General features: G+C 70.9%; 11 protein-coding genes and 1 pseudogene. 8 read left to right on the top strand and 4 right to left on the bottom strand.

The window, feature by feature from the left end:
* Positions 1-2: 2 nt before the first annotated feature.
* The 6 genes from ABD371_RS27740 to ABD371_RS27715 are packed head-to-tail and all read left to right on the top strand — an operon-like array spanning position 3 to position 6,318.
* Positions 3-1,022: a sulfotransferase family protein gene (locus ABD371_RS27740; RefSeq protein ID WP_344482608.1), complete on the top strand. Its 1,020-nt coding sequence runs from the start codon at positions 3-5 to the stop codon at positions 1,020-1,022.
* Positions 1,019-1,762 carry a class I SAM-dependent methyltransferase gene (locus tag ABD371_RS27735; RefSeq protein ID WP_344482605.1) on the top strand — a complete coding sequence of 248 codons (744 nt, stop codon included), beginning with the start codon at positions 1,019-1,021 and terminating at the stop codon, positions 1,760-1,762. The genes ABD371_RS27740 and ABD371_RS27735 overlap by 4 nt, the downstream gene beginning before the upstream one ends.
* 1 nt (position 1,763) lies before the next feature.
* Positions 1,764-2,216 (top strand): rubrerythrin family protein, encoded by a 453-nt coding sequence (locus ABD371_RS27730; protein ID WP_344482602.1) that lies wholly within the window; start codon positions 1,764-1,766, stop codon positions 2,214-2,216.
* On the top strand, positions 2,213-4,144 hold the full coding sequence (locus ABD371_RS27725; protein ID WP_344482599.1) for a methyltransferase domain-containing protein: 1,932 nt from the start codon (positions 2,213-2,215) through the stop codon (positions 4,142-4,144). The genes ABD371_RS27730 and ABD371_RS27725 overlap by 4 nt, the downstream gene beginning before the upstream one ends.
* The gene (locus ABD371_RS27720; protein ID WP_344482596.1) at positions 4,137-5,390 is read left to right on the top strand and encodes a sulfotransferase; all 1,254 of its coding nucleotides are present in this window, start codon (positions 4,137-4,139) and stop codon (positions 5,388-5,390) included. The genes ABD371_RS27725 and ABD371_RS27720 overlap by 8 nt, the downstream gene beginning before the upstream one ends.
* Positions 5,391-5,439: 49 nt before the next feature.
* The gene (locus ABD371_RS27715; protein WP_344482593.1) at positions 5,440-6,318 is read left to right on the top strand and encodes a dimethylarginine dimethylaminohydrolase family protein; all 879 of its coding nucleotides are present in this window, start codon (positions 5,440-5,442) and stop codon (positions 6,316-6,318) included.
* Positions 6,319-6,325: 7 nt separating this feature from the next.
* Here the strand turns inward: ABD371_RS27715 and ABD371_RS27710 are convergent, their stop codons facing one another.
* Entirely contained in the window at positions 6,326-6,748 is a 423-nt protein-coding gene (locus tag ABD371_RS27710) for a DUF6027 family protein (RefSeq protein WP_344482590.1), read from the bottom strand.
* Between the two features lie 76 nt (positions 6,749-6,824).
* On the opposite strand from ABD371_RS27710, the gene ABD371_RS27705 reads away from it, so the two are divergent.
* Complete coding sequence (locus tag ABD371_RS27705) at positions 6,825-6,956, top strand: hypothetical protein (RefSeq protein ID WP_344482586.1); 132 nt, start codon at positions 6,825-6,827, stop codon at positions 6,954-6,956.
* 321 nt (positions 6,957-7,277) lie between these two features.
* On the top strand, positions 7,278-9,185 hold the full coding sequence (locus ABD371_RS27700; protein ID WP_344482583.1) for a KedN5 family methylcobalamin-dependent radical SAM C-methyltransferase: 1,908 nt from the start codon (positions 7,278-7,280) through the stop codon (positions 9,183-9,185).
* A gap of 62 nt (positions 9,186-9,247) precedes the next feature.
* On the opposite strand, the pseudogene ABD371_RS27695 reads toward ABD371_RS27700, so the two are convergent.
* From ABD371_RS27695 to ABD371_RS27685, 3 genes and pseudogenes are all read right to left on the bottom strand, one after another.
* Positions 9,248-10,327, bottom strand: a pseudogene (locus ABD371_RS27695) (NsdA family TPR-like regulatory protein); the annotation flags it as partial.
* Positions 10,328-10,569: 242 nt separating this feature from the next.
* On the bottom strand, positions 10,570-12,075 hold the full coding sequence (locus ABD371_RS27690; protein WP_344482577.1) for an NsdA family TPR-like regulatory protein: 1,506 nt from the start codon (positions 12,073-12,075) through the stop codon (positions 10,570-10,572).
* Between the two features lie 286 nt (positions 12,076-12,361).
* On the bottom strand, positions 12,362-13,402 hold the full coding sequence (locus ABD371_RS27685; RefSeq protein ID WP_344482574.1) for a terpene synthase family protein: 1,041 nt from the start codon (positions 13,400-13,402) through the stop codon (positions 12,362-12,364).
* Positions 13,403-13,481: the final 79 nt, after the last annotated feature.

The following is a 13,481-nucleotide window of genomic DNA, read 5'->3' as shown; positions in this document are numbered from 1 at the left end:
CGGTGTCCACTCAGGACGGCCCGATCCTGATCATCGGGACAGAGCGCTCCGGGTCGAACCTGCTGCGGCTGGTGCTCGACGCGCACTCGCGGATCGCGGTCCCGCACCCGCCGCACTTCATGCGGTACCTGTCCGGCATCCCGTACCACGGAGACGTCGACGCGATGGCGGGCGACGCGCTGCGGTTGCTGCGCCACCACATCCACCCGTGGCCGCATGTGATCGACCGGGCCGCGGTGACCGAGGCCCCCGGCCCGTCGCTGTTCGGGGTGGTGTCGGCGATCTACGACCAGTACCGCGTCGCGGAGGGCGCGGCCCGGTGGGGGTGCAAGAGCACCTTCATGGTCGAGCACGTCGACGAGGTGCTCGCCGAACTCCCGGACGCGCGGTTCCTGTGGCTGGTGCGCGATCCCCGCGATGTGGCCGCGTCGGCGAAGCGGGCCGTGTTCGGCCACTGCCACCCGTACCGGATGGCGCTGCGGTGGGCGGCCGAACAGCGGCTCGCCCGCGCGGCCCTGGAGCGGTGGGGGCCGACAGTGGTGCATCTGGTGCGGTACGAGGACCTGGTGTCCGCGCCCGACCGGGAGATCCGGGCGATCTGCGACTTCATCGGTGAGACGGTCGAGCCCGCGATGCTGGCGCACCACCTCGGTCGCAACGCCCGGGTGACCGCGTCGCTGTCGGCCTCCTGGCGCACGGCGGGCGACCCGATCACCACGGCCCGGATCGGCGCGCATCGGCGGGGGCTGTCCGACCGGGAGCGGCGGCAGGTGGAGAGCGTGACCGCGCGGGCGATGGAGAGCCTTCACTACCCGTTCGACAAGGCCTCGCTGGACGAACCGGCTCCCGGGCCGCTCGGCGTCGCGCTGCGCGGGCTCGCGGTCCGGCTGGCGGTGGAGGCGCGATCCCTGTGCACCGACCGCAATCACTTCCGGCGCTGGCGGCGCGACGCCACCGTCCGCCGGCTGCGCCGCCGCGCGACGCCGGGCCGCACCCTGAATCCGGCAGGAGAGAGCAGATGAACGAGACGGGAAGCGTCCGCACGCACTTCGCGGACCGCGCGAGCACCTACGACCGGTCCAGTTCGTGGTGCACCGACAACGCGCTCGGCGAGCTGATGCTGTCCACGGCCGCGCCCCGGCCGGACGACGCGGTCCTGGACGTGGCCTGCGGCACCGGACTGGTGTCGAGGCTGTTCGCCGGGCGGGTGCGGCGGCTGGTCGGCGTGGACATCACACCGGAGATGGCCGAGCAGGCCCGCGACATGCTCGACGAACTGGTGATCGCCCCGGCGGAGAAGCTGCCGTTCGCCGACGGCACGTTCGACATCGTGGTGTGCCGTCAGGGGATCCAGTTCATGACGCTGCCGGAGGCGGTGCGGGAGATGGTGCGGGTCACCCGGCCGGGCGGGCGGATCGTACTGACCCATCTGTGCGCCTACGGGGACGACGACCGCGACGAGTACTTCGAGATCCTGCGGCTGCGCAACCCGGCCCGGCGGCACTTCTTCCGGCCCGGCGACGTCGAGGCCCTGCTCGCCGGCGCGGGGTGCGACCCGGTGCGGTCGCAGCGGTACGTGTCGGTGGAGGACGTGGACGTGTGGTCGGACAACGGCGCGATCGGCGAGGACGCGCGGGAGGCCATCCGGGACCGCTACGGAAGGGCGTCGCCCGCGTTCCGCGCACGGCACTCGGTGGCCGAGGCCGACGGCCGGATCACCGACCACATGCTGTTCGTCGTCGCCTCGGGAACGAGGGTCTGACATGGAACCGGACCACTCCCTCGCCGACGGCGTGCAGGCCGCGTTCCTCGCCGAGGCGGCCACCGCGGCGCGGTACACCTACTTCGCGCAGGTCGCCGAGATCGAGGGCCACACCGAGGCGGCCCGGGTGTTCGGCGAGCTCGCCGAGAGTGTGGCCTGCGCCGCCCACGGGCACCTGGATGTGCTGCGCGACCTGCTGGGCGGCGACGATCCGGGCGCCGGCCGCGCGCTCGGCGACACCCGCCGCAACCTCGCCGCGGCGATCAGCGGCGACCTCGGGGAGGCCGCCGAACGCTACCCCGGCCTGGCGGCGCGGGCGCACACGGACGGCGTGGCCGATCTGGCGAGCTGGCTGGAGACGCTGTGCACCTTGAAGAAGACGCACGTGGACCGGCTGGAGCAGGCCCTCTCCGGGCTGGCCGAGCCGCGGTTCGCCGGGAACGGAGCGCCATGACCACCGATTACACCGCTGAGGCGATCACCGTCTACTCCGGGCTGGAGGCGGTACGCCGCAACCCGTCGATGTACGTCGGGTCGACCGGCTCGGACGGCGCCCACCACCTGGTGCTCGAACTGATCGACAACGCCGTGGACGAGGCCGCCGCCGGACACTGCGGCGCGATCTCGGTGGAACTGCACGACGACGGCTCCTGCTCGGTCACCGACGACGGCCGGGGCATCCCCACCGATCCGCACCCGGAGGCCGGGATCCCGGCGTGTGAGCTGGTGCTCACCACGCTGCACTCGGGGGGCAAGTTCGACCACTCCTCGTACGCGACCTCGGCCGGGCTGCACGGCGTCGGCCTGGCCTGCGTGAACGCGTTGTCGGAGTGGTTACGGCTGGATGTGTGGCGCGACGGCGCGCACCACAGCGAGTCGTTCGCCCAAGGCTCGGTCGAGACCCCGCTCAAGCGGGTCGGCGACAGTGACCGCCGCGGCACCCGGGTGTGGTTCCGCCCGGACCCGGAGATCTTCTCCTCGTGCGTGCTCGACGCGGACCTGGTGCACGCCCGGCTGCTCGACATCGCCTATCTGCACCCGGGCCTGCGGGTCGATCTCACCGACCACCGCACCGGCCGGCACGAGTCGCTGTGCGAGACGAGCGGGGTGCGGGGACTGCTCGCGTACCGCGCCCGCGACGCCGAGAAGGTGCACGCCGAGCCGACCGCCGTCACCTGGGCCGGGGACGGGTGTGTGATCGACGCCGCCGTCCAGTGGACCGAGGGGTACGCCGAGCAGATCTTCAGCTACGTCAACACCATCCGCACCGACCTGGGCGGGTCGCACGTGGACGCCCTGCGCGGCGCGCTGGCCGGGGTGGTGGCCGAGCATCTCGGCCCGGCCGCGGAGAAGATGACCGTGGTCGACATCCTGGAGGGGCTGACCGCGGTGATCGCGATCCGGATCCCGGACGCGCGGTTCGACGGCCAGACCAAACGCACCCTGCGCAACGAGGACGCGGGCGTCCGCGTGTTCGACGTCGTGACCGAGCAGGTGCGGCGGGCGCTGGCGGCCGACCCTGAGCTGGCCCGCCGCATCGCCGAACGGGCCGTCGACGCGAGCCGGGCCCGGCTCGCCGCCCGGCTGGCCGGGCGGACGGCCCGCTCCCGGACCCGGGCCGTCGAGGTCGACTACGAGGTCTACCAGCGTCAGTTCGGGATCCGTTCGAAGGACTGGCACGACTCGGCCGCCTGGCTCACCGACGAGGACCTGCTCGGCAAGCACGCGGAGCTGTGCGAGGTGGAGCCGGACGCGCGGATGCTGGACGTGTGCTGCGGCAGCGGTGTCGTCGGCGGCGCGTTCCGCGGCCGGGTCGGCGAGATGGTCGGGCTGGACCTCACCCCGGAGATGGCCGCGCTCGCCGCCACCCGGCTGGACGTCGTGCATCAGGGCACCGTCTACGACCTGCCGTTCCCCGACGCCAGTTTCGACCTCGTGGTCACCCGGGAGGTCCTGCATCTGCTGCCCCAGCCGGAGCGGCCGGTGTCGGAGATCTTCCGTGTGCTGCGGCCGGGCGGGCAGTTCATCGTCGGCCAGATCGTGCCGTACGCCGATGTGGACGCGTTCTGGATGTTCCGTGTGTTCAAGAAGAAACAGCCGCTGCTGTACCAGATGTTCCGCGAGGAGGACTTCCGGGCGCTGCTCACCGGCGGCGGGTTCACCGACGTGCGGATGGAGGAGTACTTCCTGTGGGAGTCGATCGACCGGTGGATCGACACCCACGAGACGACGCCGGCGAACCGGCAGGAGATCTACCGCCTCTACTACGACGCGCCGCGCGAGATACGCGACGTACACCCGTTCGAGGTGTTGCCGGACGGCTCGGTGCGCGACCGGTGGCGCTGGTGTGTGTACTCGGTGCGGAAGCCCGACCATGCCTAGCCGCACCGTGGACCGCCCGGTCGCCGAGGTCGTGCGCGGGCTGGAGGTGCTGCGGCCACTGCGGGGCACGCCGGTGCCGCACTTCCGCGCGAAGGTGCGCGATCTCGTCGTCGTCGCGTCGAGTTCGCGGGGCGGGTCGAGCATGCTCGCCGAGCTGCTGCGGTCCTCGCCGCACCTGCTGCATCTGCGCGCCGAGCTGAATCCGCTGCTGCGGCTGGTCGGCCTTGACCACCCGCACAGCGGCACCGGATCCGACGCGCTGGACGCGGCGCACTGGCACGGGCTTCAGCCGGGAGCCCGGGCACTGTTCGAGGCGGAACTGGCACTGGACGCGGGCTCTCCCGGCACCGGCGTGGAGAACCTGGCGGTGGACGCGGCATGGCGGCTGGTCGTGCAGTGGCCGGGGCTGGACCTCGACCCCGTCGACCTGGTGCGGACCGCCGAGGCGTTACTGGACCGTGATCCCACCCGGTTCGCGCGGGCGCTGATCGGCTTGGCCGGCGTGAACCCGTGGTACTACGACCTTCCCGGGCAGTCACCGGGGCCACGGCCGGCCGGGCCGCCCGGTGAGGTGCTGCTCGAGGAGCCGCCCTTCGTCCTCCCCCGCCCGTGGCGGCCCGCGAGCGAACACGATCTCGCCACGAAACCACTGGTGATCAAGACGCCGGGCAACGCCTACCGGCTCGGCTTCCTGCGGGCCGTGTTCCCCAACGCACGCCTGCGGGTGCTGCACCTGACCAGGAACCCGGCCGCGTCGATCAACGGCCTGGTCGACGGGTGGCTGCACCACGGCTTCCACGCGTACCGGCTGAACGAGCCGCTGCGCATCGCCGGGTACGCCGATGTACGGCCGGCCGACCGGCACTGGTGGAAATTCGACCTGCCACCCTGCTGGCCCGCGTACACCGCCGCCGCCCTGCCCCGGGTCTGCGCCCACCAGTGGCTGTCGAGCCACTGTGCGGTGCTCGCGCACGGGGCGGATCACACGGTGCGATTCGAGGACCTGATCAGCGGTCCGCCCGCCCGCGCGGACGCCGTCGAGCGGATCGCGAACTGGCTGGGGATCCCGTTCGACGGTCCGCTGAAGCGGGCCACGACCGACGGCATCGCCGCCACGGTGGCCACCGCCGCACCACGCCCCGGCAGGTGGCGGGTGCGGGAGGAGGAAATCCGGTCCGTGCTGGACGCGGACGTGCTCGCGATGGCGGAGAGGCTCGGCTATGCCCGTGACGACCACTGGATCTGAGCCGAGCACCCACGGCGGTCCGGGGTGGGTCCCCCGGGTGGCGTCGCATGTGGACGAAGTCGCGGCCGGGGAGGTGTGGACGCCGTGCGGATACCGGTCGGAGACGGCCGCGCTGCGGTCGGTGCTGCTGATCCGCCCGCCGGACAGCATCGCCGCGGTGCGACGGCCGGGGGCCTCGCTCATGCTCGGGCCGGTGGATCTCCCGGCGATGCGGGCGCAGTACGACGCGCTGGCGGACCGACTGCGGGACCACGGGGTCGAGGTGTATCTGACGTCCCCCGCGACGACGCCGAACGCGGTGTTCGCGCGGGACCTGTTCTGGATGACCCCGGCCGGGGCGGTGCTCGCGCGGATGGCGTCGACGCAGCGGGCCGGCGAGGAACGGCACGCCGCGCTCGCGCTGGCCGGGGCCGGTTTCCCGATCCTGCGCACGGTGTCCGGCACCGCCGTGTTCGAGGGTGCCGACGCACTGTGGATCGACCCCTCGACGGTGATCGTCGGCACCGGGTTCCGCACGAACGCGGCCGGCGCGGCCGAGATCGCCTCGGCGGTCGCGGGACTGGGGGCGCGGGTGGTGACGGTGCCGCTGGCACCGGGCGTACAGCACCTGCTGGGGACGGTGATGTTCCTCGACCCGTCCACCGCCCTCGTCCACCGGGCGGCGAGCCCGCCGGAGTTGACGGCGCTGCTCGCCGAGTACGGCTATCGGGTGATCGCCCTGCCGCCGGACGAGGAACTGCTGGTTCGACGCGGAATGAACCTGCTGGTGCTCGCGCCGGGGCGGGTGCTGATGCCCGCCGGCTGCCCGGGAATCCGGCGGACGCTGGAACGGGCGGGTGTGGCCGTCGACGAGATCGACATCGGCGAGTATCTGCGGGCGGCCGGCGGGATCGGCTGTGTGACCGGGGTGGTGCGCCGTGAGCACTGAGAGCCGGTCACTCGGCCGATCGCTGGGGCGGGTACACCGTGGGGTCGTCCAGCGGCACCTTCAGCCAAGAGATCATCTGCCGGAGCTGGTGGTACGCAGCGAGCCGCTGCTCGTCGGAATCGGCCTCCTCCGCGGCCGCGATCGGCTCCCACAGGCGCGGCACCATCACCGGCCCGAGTTCGAGCAGGCCGCCGCTGCCGCCGGTGGCCCACTTCGCCAGCACGTACCGGACGATCGCGCCGACCGGGATGTCCAGGTTCCGGGACATGCCGCGCACGGTCTCCAGCGGATCGAGGAGCCCGTAGTCCACCACCTCGGCCTTGAAGTTGGCATGCGGGTCGTCCGGTGGCCAGCACCGCTCCCACCGGCGCAGCCGAACCGCCGGCGTACCGGTCGCGTCGTAGGCCAGGTCGTCCATGTCGCCATCCATACCGCCACCATAAGGGCGGCACCGAGCTTGTCCGACCGGGCAAGGATGAACACCGAATTGAGGAAAGGAGAATCCAGTGAACGAGAACCTTCGTGAGGAGCAAGTCGCTCTCATTCCGACCGACTCGGTCGCCGCGACCAGCGGCACCGCCACGGCCGACGACGAGGCGATCCGTCAGCAGCTGCGCAGCCTCGGCTACCGCATCTGATCGAACCGCCCCGGCCCTCCCCCACGGGCGGGCCGGGGCGTCCCCGCGAAGGAGGACGGGAGTTCTCACCCTCCGGCGGCGCGTTGTAGGGTGCGGCGACCGGGAGGCGGTATGGGCGAAGCACCGCGCTGAGTTCCGCGGTTGAATGCCGGAGCCAGTCGGAGCCAGTCGGACAACCACATTTCGCACGGTGCACGGCGGGCAATCGCCCGCGGGAACCTGGCGGCCTGGCGGCATGGGGGCAGAACAGTGAGTCAGTCCATACTTCCTTTACCACGACCACGACCGCGTGCACAGGAGAAGCGCGGGCGCGCGCTGATCGTGCAACAGGGCGCCTGGGACATGCCCAAGGAATCGATGCCGCTCGCCGCCGGTTATCTGACAGCCGCAGCACAGGCCGATCCCGTGGTGGGAACCGAGTTCGACGTGGGAATACAGAACTTCCGCGGTGGAGAATCGCTCGGCTCGATGGCACGCACGATCTTCTCCGGGGTCGTGCCGGACGTGCTGGCGTTCTCGGTCTTCGGCTGGAACTTCAACCAGTTCGGCGCGCTCGCCGAGACCTACAAGTCGGTGCGCCCGGACGGCTGGGTCGTCTTCGGTGGAACGCACGTCGCCCACCAGGCGGAACGCGTCTTCCGGCGCTTTCCCGAGGTGGACGTCGTCGCCAACGGCGAGGGCGAGTTCACTTTCCGCGACCTGCTGCTCGCCGTCCTCGAGGAGAAGTCGCCGCACGACCTCGCGCAGGTGCCGGGAATCTCCTACCGCGACGAGGAAGGCACGATCCACACCACTGCCGAGGCACCGCGCATCGACGACCTGGACACCATTCCGTCGCCCTTTCTCACCGGGGCCATCCCGATGCTCGACCACAACGGCCGGTTCCGCTACGACGTCGCGCTGATGGAGACCAACCGCGGCTGCCCGTACAAGTGCTCTTTCTGTTACTGGGGCGGCGCGGTCGGCCAGAGGATGCGCGACTTCTCCCGTGAGCGGCTGCGCGCGGAACTCGACATCTTCGGCTATCACCAGATTCCGACGGTGGTGCTCTGCGACTCGAACTTCGGCATGCGGCAGCCGGACGCGGAGTTCGTCGAGGACCTCGTCAGGACGCGCGAGAAGTACGGGTTCCCGCAGTCGTTGGAGACGTCGTGGGCAAAGAACAAGTCCAAAACGTTCCACAACATCATCCGCCGGATGAAGGCCGAGGGGTTCAAGAGCTCGTTCACCGTGGCGCTCCAGACACTGGACGACACGGCATTGCGGGACATGGGCAGAAGCAATATGCGGCTCAACGAGTGGAAGGATCTGGCGGCATGGCTCGCGGCCGAGGGGCTCGACGCCTACGCCGAGCTGATCTGGGGCGCGCCGGGTGAGACGGTCGACTCCTTCCTGACGGGCTACGACCGGCTGTCCGAGCATGTTTCCCGTATCGCCGTCTATCCGCTGTTGCTGCTGCCCAACACGAACTACTCGGAGAACCGCGAGGAGCACGGCTTCGTCACCGTGCGCGGCGACAACGACGACTTCGAGTATGTTCTCGCCAACCGCACCGTCACGGTCGCGGAGAACACGACGATGCAGCGGTTCATGTTCTGGGCCCGGATGATGAGCGAGAACATGTACTTCCGGCACATCTGGGTGCCGCTGCGGGAGTTCGCCGGGCTCACCCAGAGCGCCGTACTGCTGATCCTGTCGGACTGGTTCCAGGACTCGGCCGATCCCGCCGTCGCCGAGCTGCTGGGCCACGGCCGCGAGTTCACCGACTCCGGTCTGGTCGTCGAGTCGCTGCACAAGCTCTACGCCGACCCGCGGTTCGCGCCGATCTTCCAGCGGTGGTGGGACGAGGCGATCCTGCCGAAGGTTCCCGAGCGGCACAGGCCCCTGCTGAACGAGATCTTCCGCTACGACAACGCGACCCGCCCGGTCTACTCCGGAGCGGGTGCCGAGGACGCCGAGGTGCGCGGCATCGACGGCCTGCCGCACTATGTCCGCGGCGGCCTGCGGTTCCAGTACGCGATGCCGCACATTCTCGACGCCATCCGCGCGAACCGGCCGTTCGACGATGAACCCTCGCCGGTCGAGCTGACGCTCGCGTATCGCGTCGGGTTCGACGAGTACCTCGACAACCACGAACTCGCGACCTATTACGCCGGTCGCTGCCTGGAGGTCCGGGAACTGACCTCACAACGGACGAACACTTCGTACGGCAACGCGTCCGCACACTGATACGGCACGCATCCGGTTCGCGCCCGTGCGGGGCGGGTCGGGTCGGGGGCGGGGGCGGGATGTCACAGGGACGCCGCTTCCTCCTCCAAGAGCGCCACCTCGGGATGGGCTCCGTAGGGGCGCAGCGCCCGGCGCATGGTGGCGAGGGAGGCGGTGGCGCGGGCGGAGCGCAGCCCCGGGTAGTCGGTCAGGAAGCGTCTCCAGGTGGAGATGGACTCTTCGAGGCTTCCCTGGAGGAGTTGTGATTCGGCCAGGAGCGCCGTGGTCAGTGCCCGGGCCCGTCGTGCCTGGGGGGCGCGGGCGCGCAGGGAGGCCCGGAAGGCGCGGTCGGCCGCGTGGTGGTCCCGGAGAGCGGTCAGCGTCCGGGCCCGCTGGTAGTGGAGGGCCGCGGTCGGGTAGCTGTCGAACGGGTTGTCGGGGTCCTGGTCCGCGTGACTGTGGAGACTTTCCGCCGTGCGCAGTGCGAGAAGGGCGCGAGGGCGATCCTGGACTCGTGCGTGTGCCAGCGCCAGTTGGGTCTGGGTGAAGGCCTGGGCCGGCGGCGAGCCGTGGCGGGTGGCGGTGGCCGCGGCCTGTTCGGCCAGGGTGAGCGCGGGCCGGTGGTGTCCGAGTTCCAGCGCGTGGGCGGCGAGCGCCCGGACGGCGATGGCGTAGGTGTGGGGGTCTTCGGCCTCGGCGGCCAGGTGAACGGCTGTGCGGTGGTGGTGCTGGGCCAGGTGGACGGCGTCGTCGTCCGCGCACATGTTGCCCAGGAGAACGGCGAGCTGGGCGGTATGCGTGAGGAGTTGCCGGTGTACGTGGTCGCCGGCATCGGCGAGGAGCAAGGGGGTGGCGCAGTCGGCGAGGCAGGCGGTGAGAACGGTGCGGGCGTGCCCGCCGCCGAAGGTGCCGGCCGAGGTGGCGAAGAAGGCGGTCATGTCCTTCAGTACCTTCACTTCCGCCCGGCCCGCGCGTCGTCCGGGCAGGACGCCGGCGCGGCGGGCCGCGGTTCGTGAGAGGTTCTCCCAGTCCGGGACGGTGAGCGCGGCGAGGCTGTAGACCTCCGCGCCGAGGATTCCGCTTCTGTTGAGGGCCGGTTGGCTGTGGGTGAGCTTGGCCAGATGGTGCACGGGTTCTGCCTTCCAGGACCAGTCCGGTGCGCGGGTCGGAGGGCGCGCATGGCGGGCTGGGAGACGGTCCGTTCCGCCTCCTCAAGCGTGTGCGAGCCATGCGCCGGGTCGCCGAGAGGTCGGCTTCCCCGTTCTCGGCTCTGGCCAAGATGACCTGTGTGCGACGTCCTCCACAAGGGCGCACGGGGGCAGCTCGTGCAGCGCACATCCGCGCACCGGCGGCTTTGCGCAGGGCGCTTCTTCGAGCGGAGGGCGGCGGCGTTCGCGAGCGGGCGTCAGATCGCCGTCCCGGTCGCCGTCCCGGTGACCGACTCGGTCGCCACGACGAGTCGTCCGTCTTCGGCGAGGCGGTCGGGGCCGCGAGCCGGCCGGCGGGCTTCTCCGTGGGCGGAGGCCCTGGTGGAGGAGGGGGCGGGCCGTGCGCTGGTGTCGCTGAGGGCCTGTGCGGTGGCCAGCACATGTGCGGTGTGGGGGTGGCGCACATGGGGGCGCAGGCCCGCCTGGAGGCTGGCCAGTGCGGAGTCGGCGCGTGCGGAACGCAGCAGGGGGTAGTGCTGGAGGAAGTTGTTCCAGGCGTTGCACGCGGCGTCGAGGTGGCCCAGGCGGAGCAGTGTCTCAGCCCTCCGTGCCTGGGTGAGGGCGGTCTGCCGGTGGCCGTGGGAGCGGCGGTGGCGCATGGAGCCGTCGAAGGCCCTGAGAGCCTGGGAAAGCTCGTTGAGTGCCAGGAGGATCTCGCCGCGCCGGTAGTGGAATCCGGCGGTGGGGTAGGTGGCGAAGGGGCCCCGGCTCTCGGTGCCCTGCACATGGTGACGCTCCGCGTCCATCAGGTCGGTCAGGGCTTCGTTCTGACGGCGGCCATGAGCGTGGGTGAGGGCCCGCTGGGTGAGCAGGAAGGCATGTGTGGCACCTGAGATGTCCCGTGGTGCGGTGCGGAGCGCGGCGTCGGCGAGATCCGCGGCGACGTGCGGGTGTCCGCGCTCCAGTGCCTGGAGGCTGAGGGCGCGCAGGGTGATGGCGTAGGTGCGGCGGTCACGCGCCTGGTGGGCGAGGCCGAGGGCGGCGAGCAGATAGCTCTGGGCCAAGGCGTGACGGCCGGTGTCGGTGGTCATCTTCGCCAGCAGGTGGCTGAGTTCGGCGATGCGGGTGAGAAGGTCGCGGCGTCGCTCCTCGTTCACGGGCCGGGCCAGAAGGCCTACGGCGTCGTCGGTGAGGTAGGCGGCCAGGGCCGAGCGTGCGTGGCCGCCGCCGTGATGGTCCAGCTGCCGGGCGAAGAGCGCGGCCATTTCCTCCATGCCCCGCACAACCGGGTCGCCCGGCCGGACGGTGCCGAACGGCGGGACCGGGGGCCGGGTGTGCGCGGTCGGCCACAGGAGGGGCTGGACGGAAGGCGGGGTGTAGATCGCGCGAGTCAGGGCGGAGCGGGTGGTGGGCAGGACGTCGGCGCGGGGCAGTGAGATCAGGCGGGTGAGGGGGTCGTCTCCACGGTCCGTCTCTGTCGCCCGCGCACCGTCGCCGGTCTCGACGCCGTCTTCCGCCAGTGCGGTGTCCTCGGGCAGTACCGGACGCCGTAATCGGCGGGTGAGGACAGCGGCGGCCAGTTGGGGAACGGGCGGGCGCGGACGGGACCCGCGCAGCCAGTGGGCGACCGAGGTGCGGTCGTAGCGCAGGTCCAGGCTCTGTGCCCGTCCCTCCGAGTTGATGGCGTGGGCCAGTTCGCCGGCGGTCCAGTTCGCTTCGAGGAGCATCTCTTTGAGCCGTCGGTTCGGGGCATTGCGTGCCATGACCTCTCCAGTGACCGCGCGGACGTACGGGAAACGGGCGGGCCGCGTCGGGGCGACGCGGGTCCGGTGCCGTTCTCGTGACGGAGCCGCGGTCTTGCCGACGGCCGGCCGTGCGTACCTCTGAAGAGGGGGTCGGAGCGGTGGTTCCTCCAGCACCGGAACCGGCGAGAGCCTGAAGAGGCGGCGTTGTGTGTGGATGGGGGTTCTGGCATCAGATACCTGTTGCGGAGCGCTTGGCAATAGGCGTGCGGCAGCATACGCGTGAACGCGTTGAACATCGCGGCTGTCACGGTGTCCAGGAGCGGGTGCCGAAGTAGTGATCGACGTTGTAGCGGGGGGTCTTCGGCCCCCAGTCGTAGAAGCCGCGCATCATGTCGTGCAGGGCCGCGAGGAAGCGTCTGAGCTCGGGACTCGCCCAGGTGACCACCTTGGCCTCCGCCGAGAGGTACGCCGCCATCTCCTGGTTGTGCAGGCGGGCGGTCTCGTCGAGTGCGGCCTGCTCGTCCAGTCCGTGGTGATGTGCCAGGGAGTTGGGAAGGTTGAGCGATCGGGGCCCCTCGGTATCGCGTTCCTTGCCGTAGGAGAACACGTCGTCGGCCCAGCAGTTGATGTTGGCCACATGCCTGCGCAGCTCACGGACCGCCGGATGCTGGTACTCGTCGGGAGGGACTTCGTAGCCGGCGGTGATGTCGTGGAGGGCGAGGCCGGGCGGGTCCCCGCTTGTCATGCGCCGCCCGACGACGTATTCGGCGGGGGACGGTGTCGTGGCGCGGACGTGCTGACCGGCTTCCCACAGCGTGCCGAGGAAGTAGTAGTCCATTCCGGCGGCGAAGCGCATGTACTGGGTATGGCTGGATCGGTCCGCGATGGACCGGAAGAGGTCGTGTCCGGCGTCGGCGAGGCGGTGACACATGTTCCTGTCGACTTCGTCCAGGCCGGTGGTGACCGCGCGTGCGGGACCATCACCGGCGGTCGCACTGCCCACTTCCATGATCTCGCGCAGCCAGACGTGGAAGGTGGCCAGTTTGGCCAGGTTCTGGCCGAGGGCCCCGGTGTCGCAGACGGCGTCGTCGACGATGAAGAGCCAGCCGTAGAAATTCGCCACCACACGCAGCCCGTCGGCATCGGCATCCGGGTACTCACGCCCGACGAGTTCGGCGAAGCGGGTGGCCCGGAAGGCCGTCTCGCGGTCGGGGTCCGTCAGCAGGCCGTGACCGGTCAGCCAGTCGATCATGTCGTTCTCGGCCTGGTCGGTCTCGGGGTGGATCCGCGGCGGAAAGGGATAGTGGAGATACGGAAGGTGCAGCGCTGCTGGAGCGGCGGTCATGTGCCCTTGCCTTTCACCGGGTGTGCCACCCGGCCGTCGGGATGTCGCGGTACGGCTGCGGTCGCGTGTCCGGGCCCCC

Source organism: Streptomyces amakusaensis, from assembly GCF_039532665.1.
In the GTDB taxonomy this organism is placed as follows: domain Bacteria; phylum Actinomycetota; class Actinomycetes; order Streptomycetales; family Streptomycetaceae; genus Streptomyces; species Streptomyces amakusaensis.
This window is presented reverse-complemented; position numbering and strand designations above follow the sequence as displayed.

Bases quoted from the DNA above. Each gene is read 5' to 3' on its own strand.
- ABD371_RS27685 (WP_344482574.1), bottom strand. From the start codon at position 13,402: ATGACCGCCGCTCCAGCAGCGCTGCACCTTCCGTATCTCCACTATCCC.
- ABD371_RS27730 (WP_344482602.1), top strand. From the start codon at position 1,764: ATGGAACCGGACCACTCCCTCGCCGACGGCGTGCAGGCCGCGTTCCTC.
- ABD371_RS27735 (WP_344482605.1), top strand. From the start codon at position 1,019: ATGAACGAGACGGGAAGCGTCCGCACGCACTTCGCGGACCGCGCGAGC.
- ABD371_RS27690 (WP_344482577.1), bottom strand. From the start codon at position 12,075: ATGGCACGCAATGCCCCGAACCGACGGCTCAAAGAGATGCTCCTCGAA.
- ABD371_RS27720 (WP_344482596.1), top strand. From the start codon at position 4,137: ATGCCTAGCCGCACCGTGGACCGCCCGGTCGCCGAGGTCGTGCGCGGG.
- ABD371_RS27710 (WP_344482590.1), bottom strand. From the start codon at position 6,748: ATGGATGGCGACATGGACGACCTGGCCTACGACGCGACCGGTACGCCG.
- ABD371_RS27725 (WP_344482599.1), top strand. From the start codon at position 2,213: ATGACCACCGATTACACCGCTGAGGCGATCACCGTCTACTCCGGGCTG.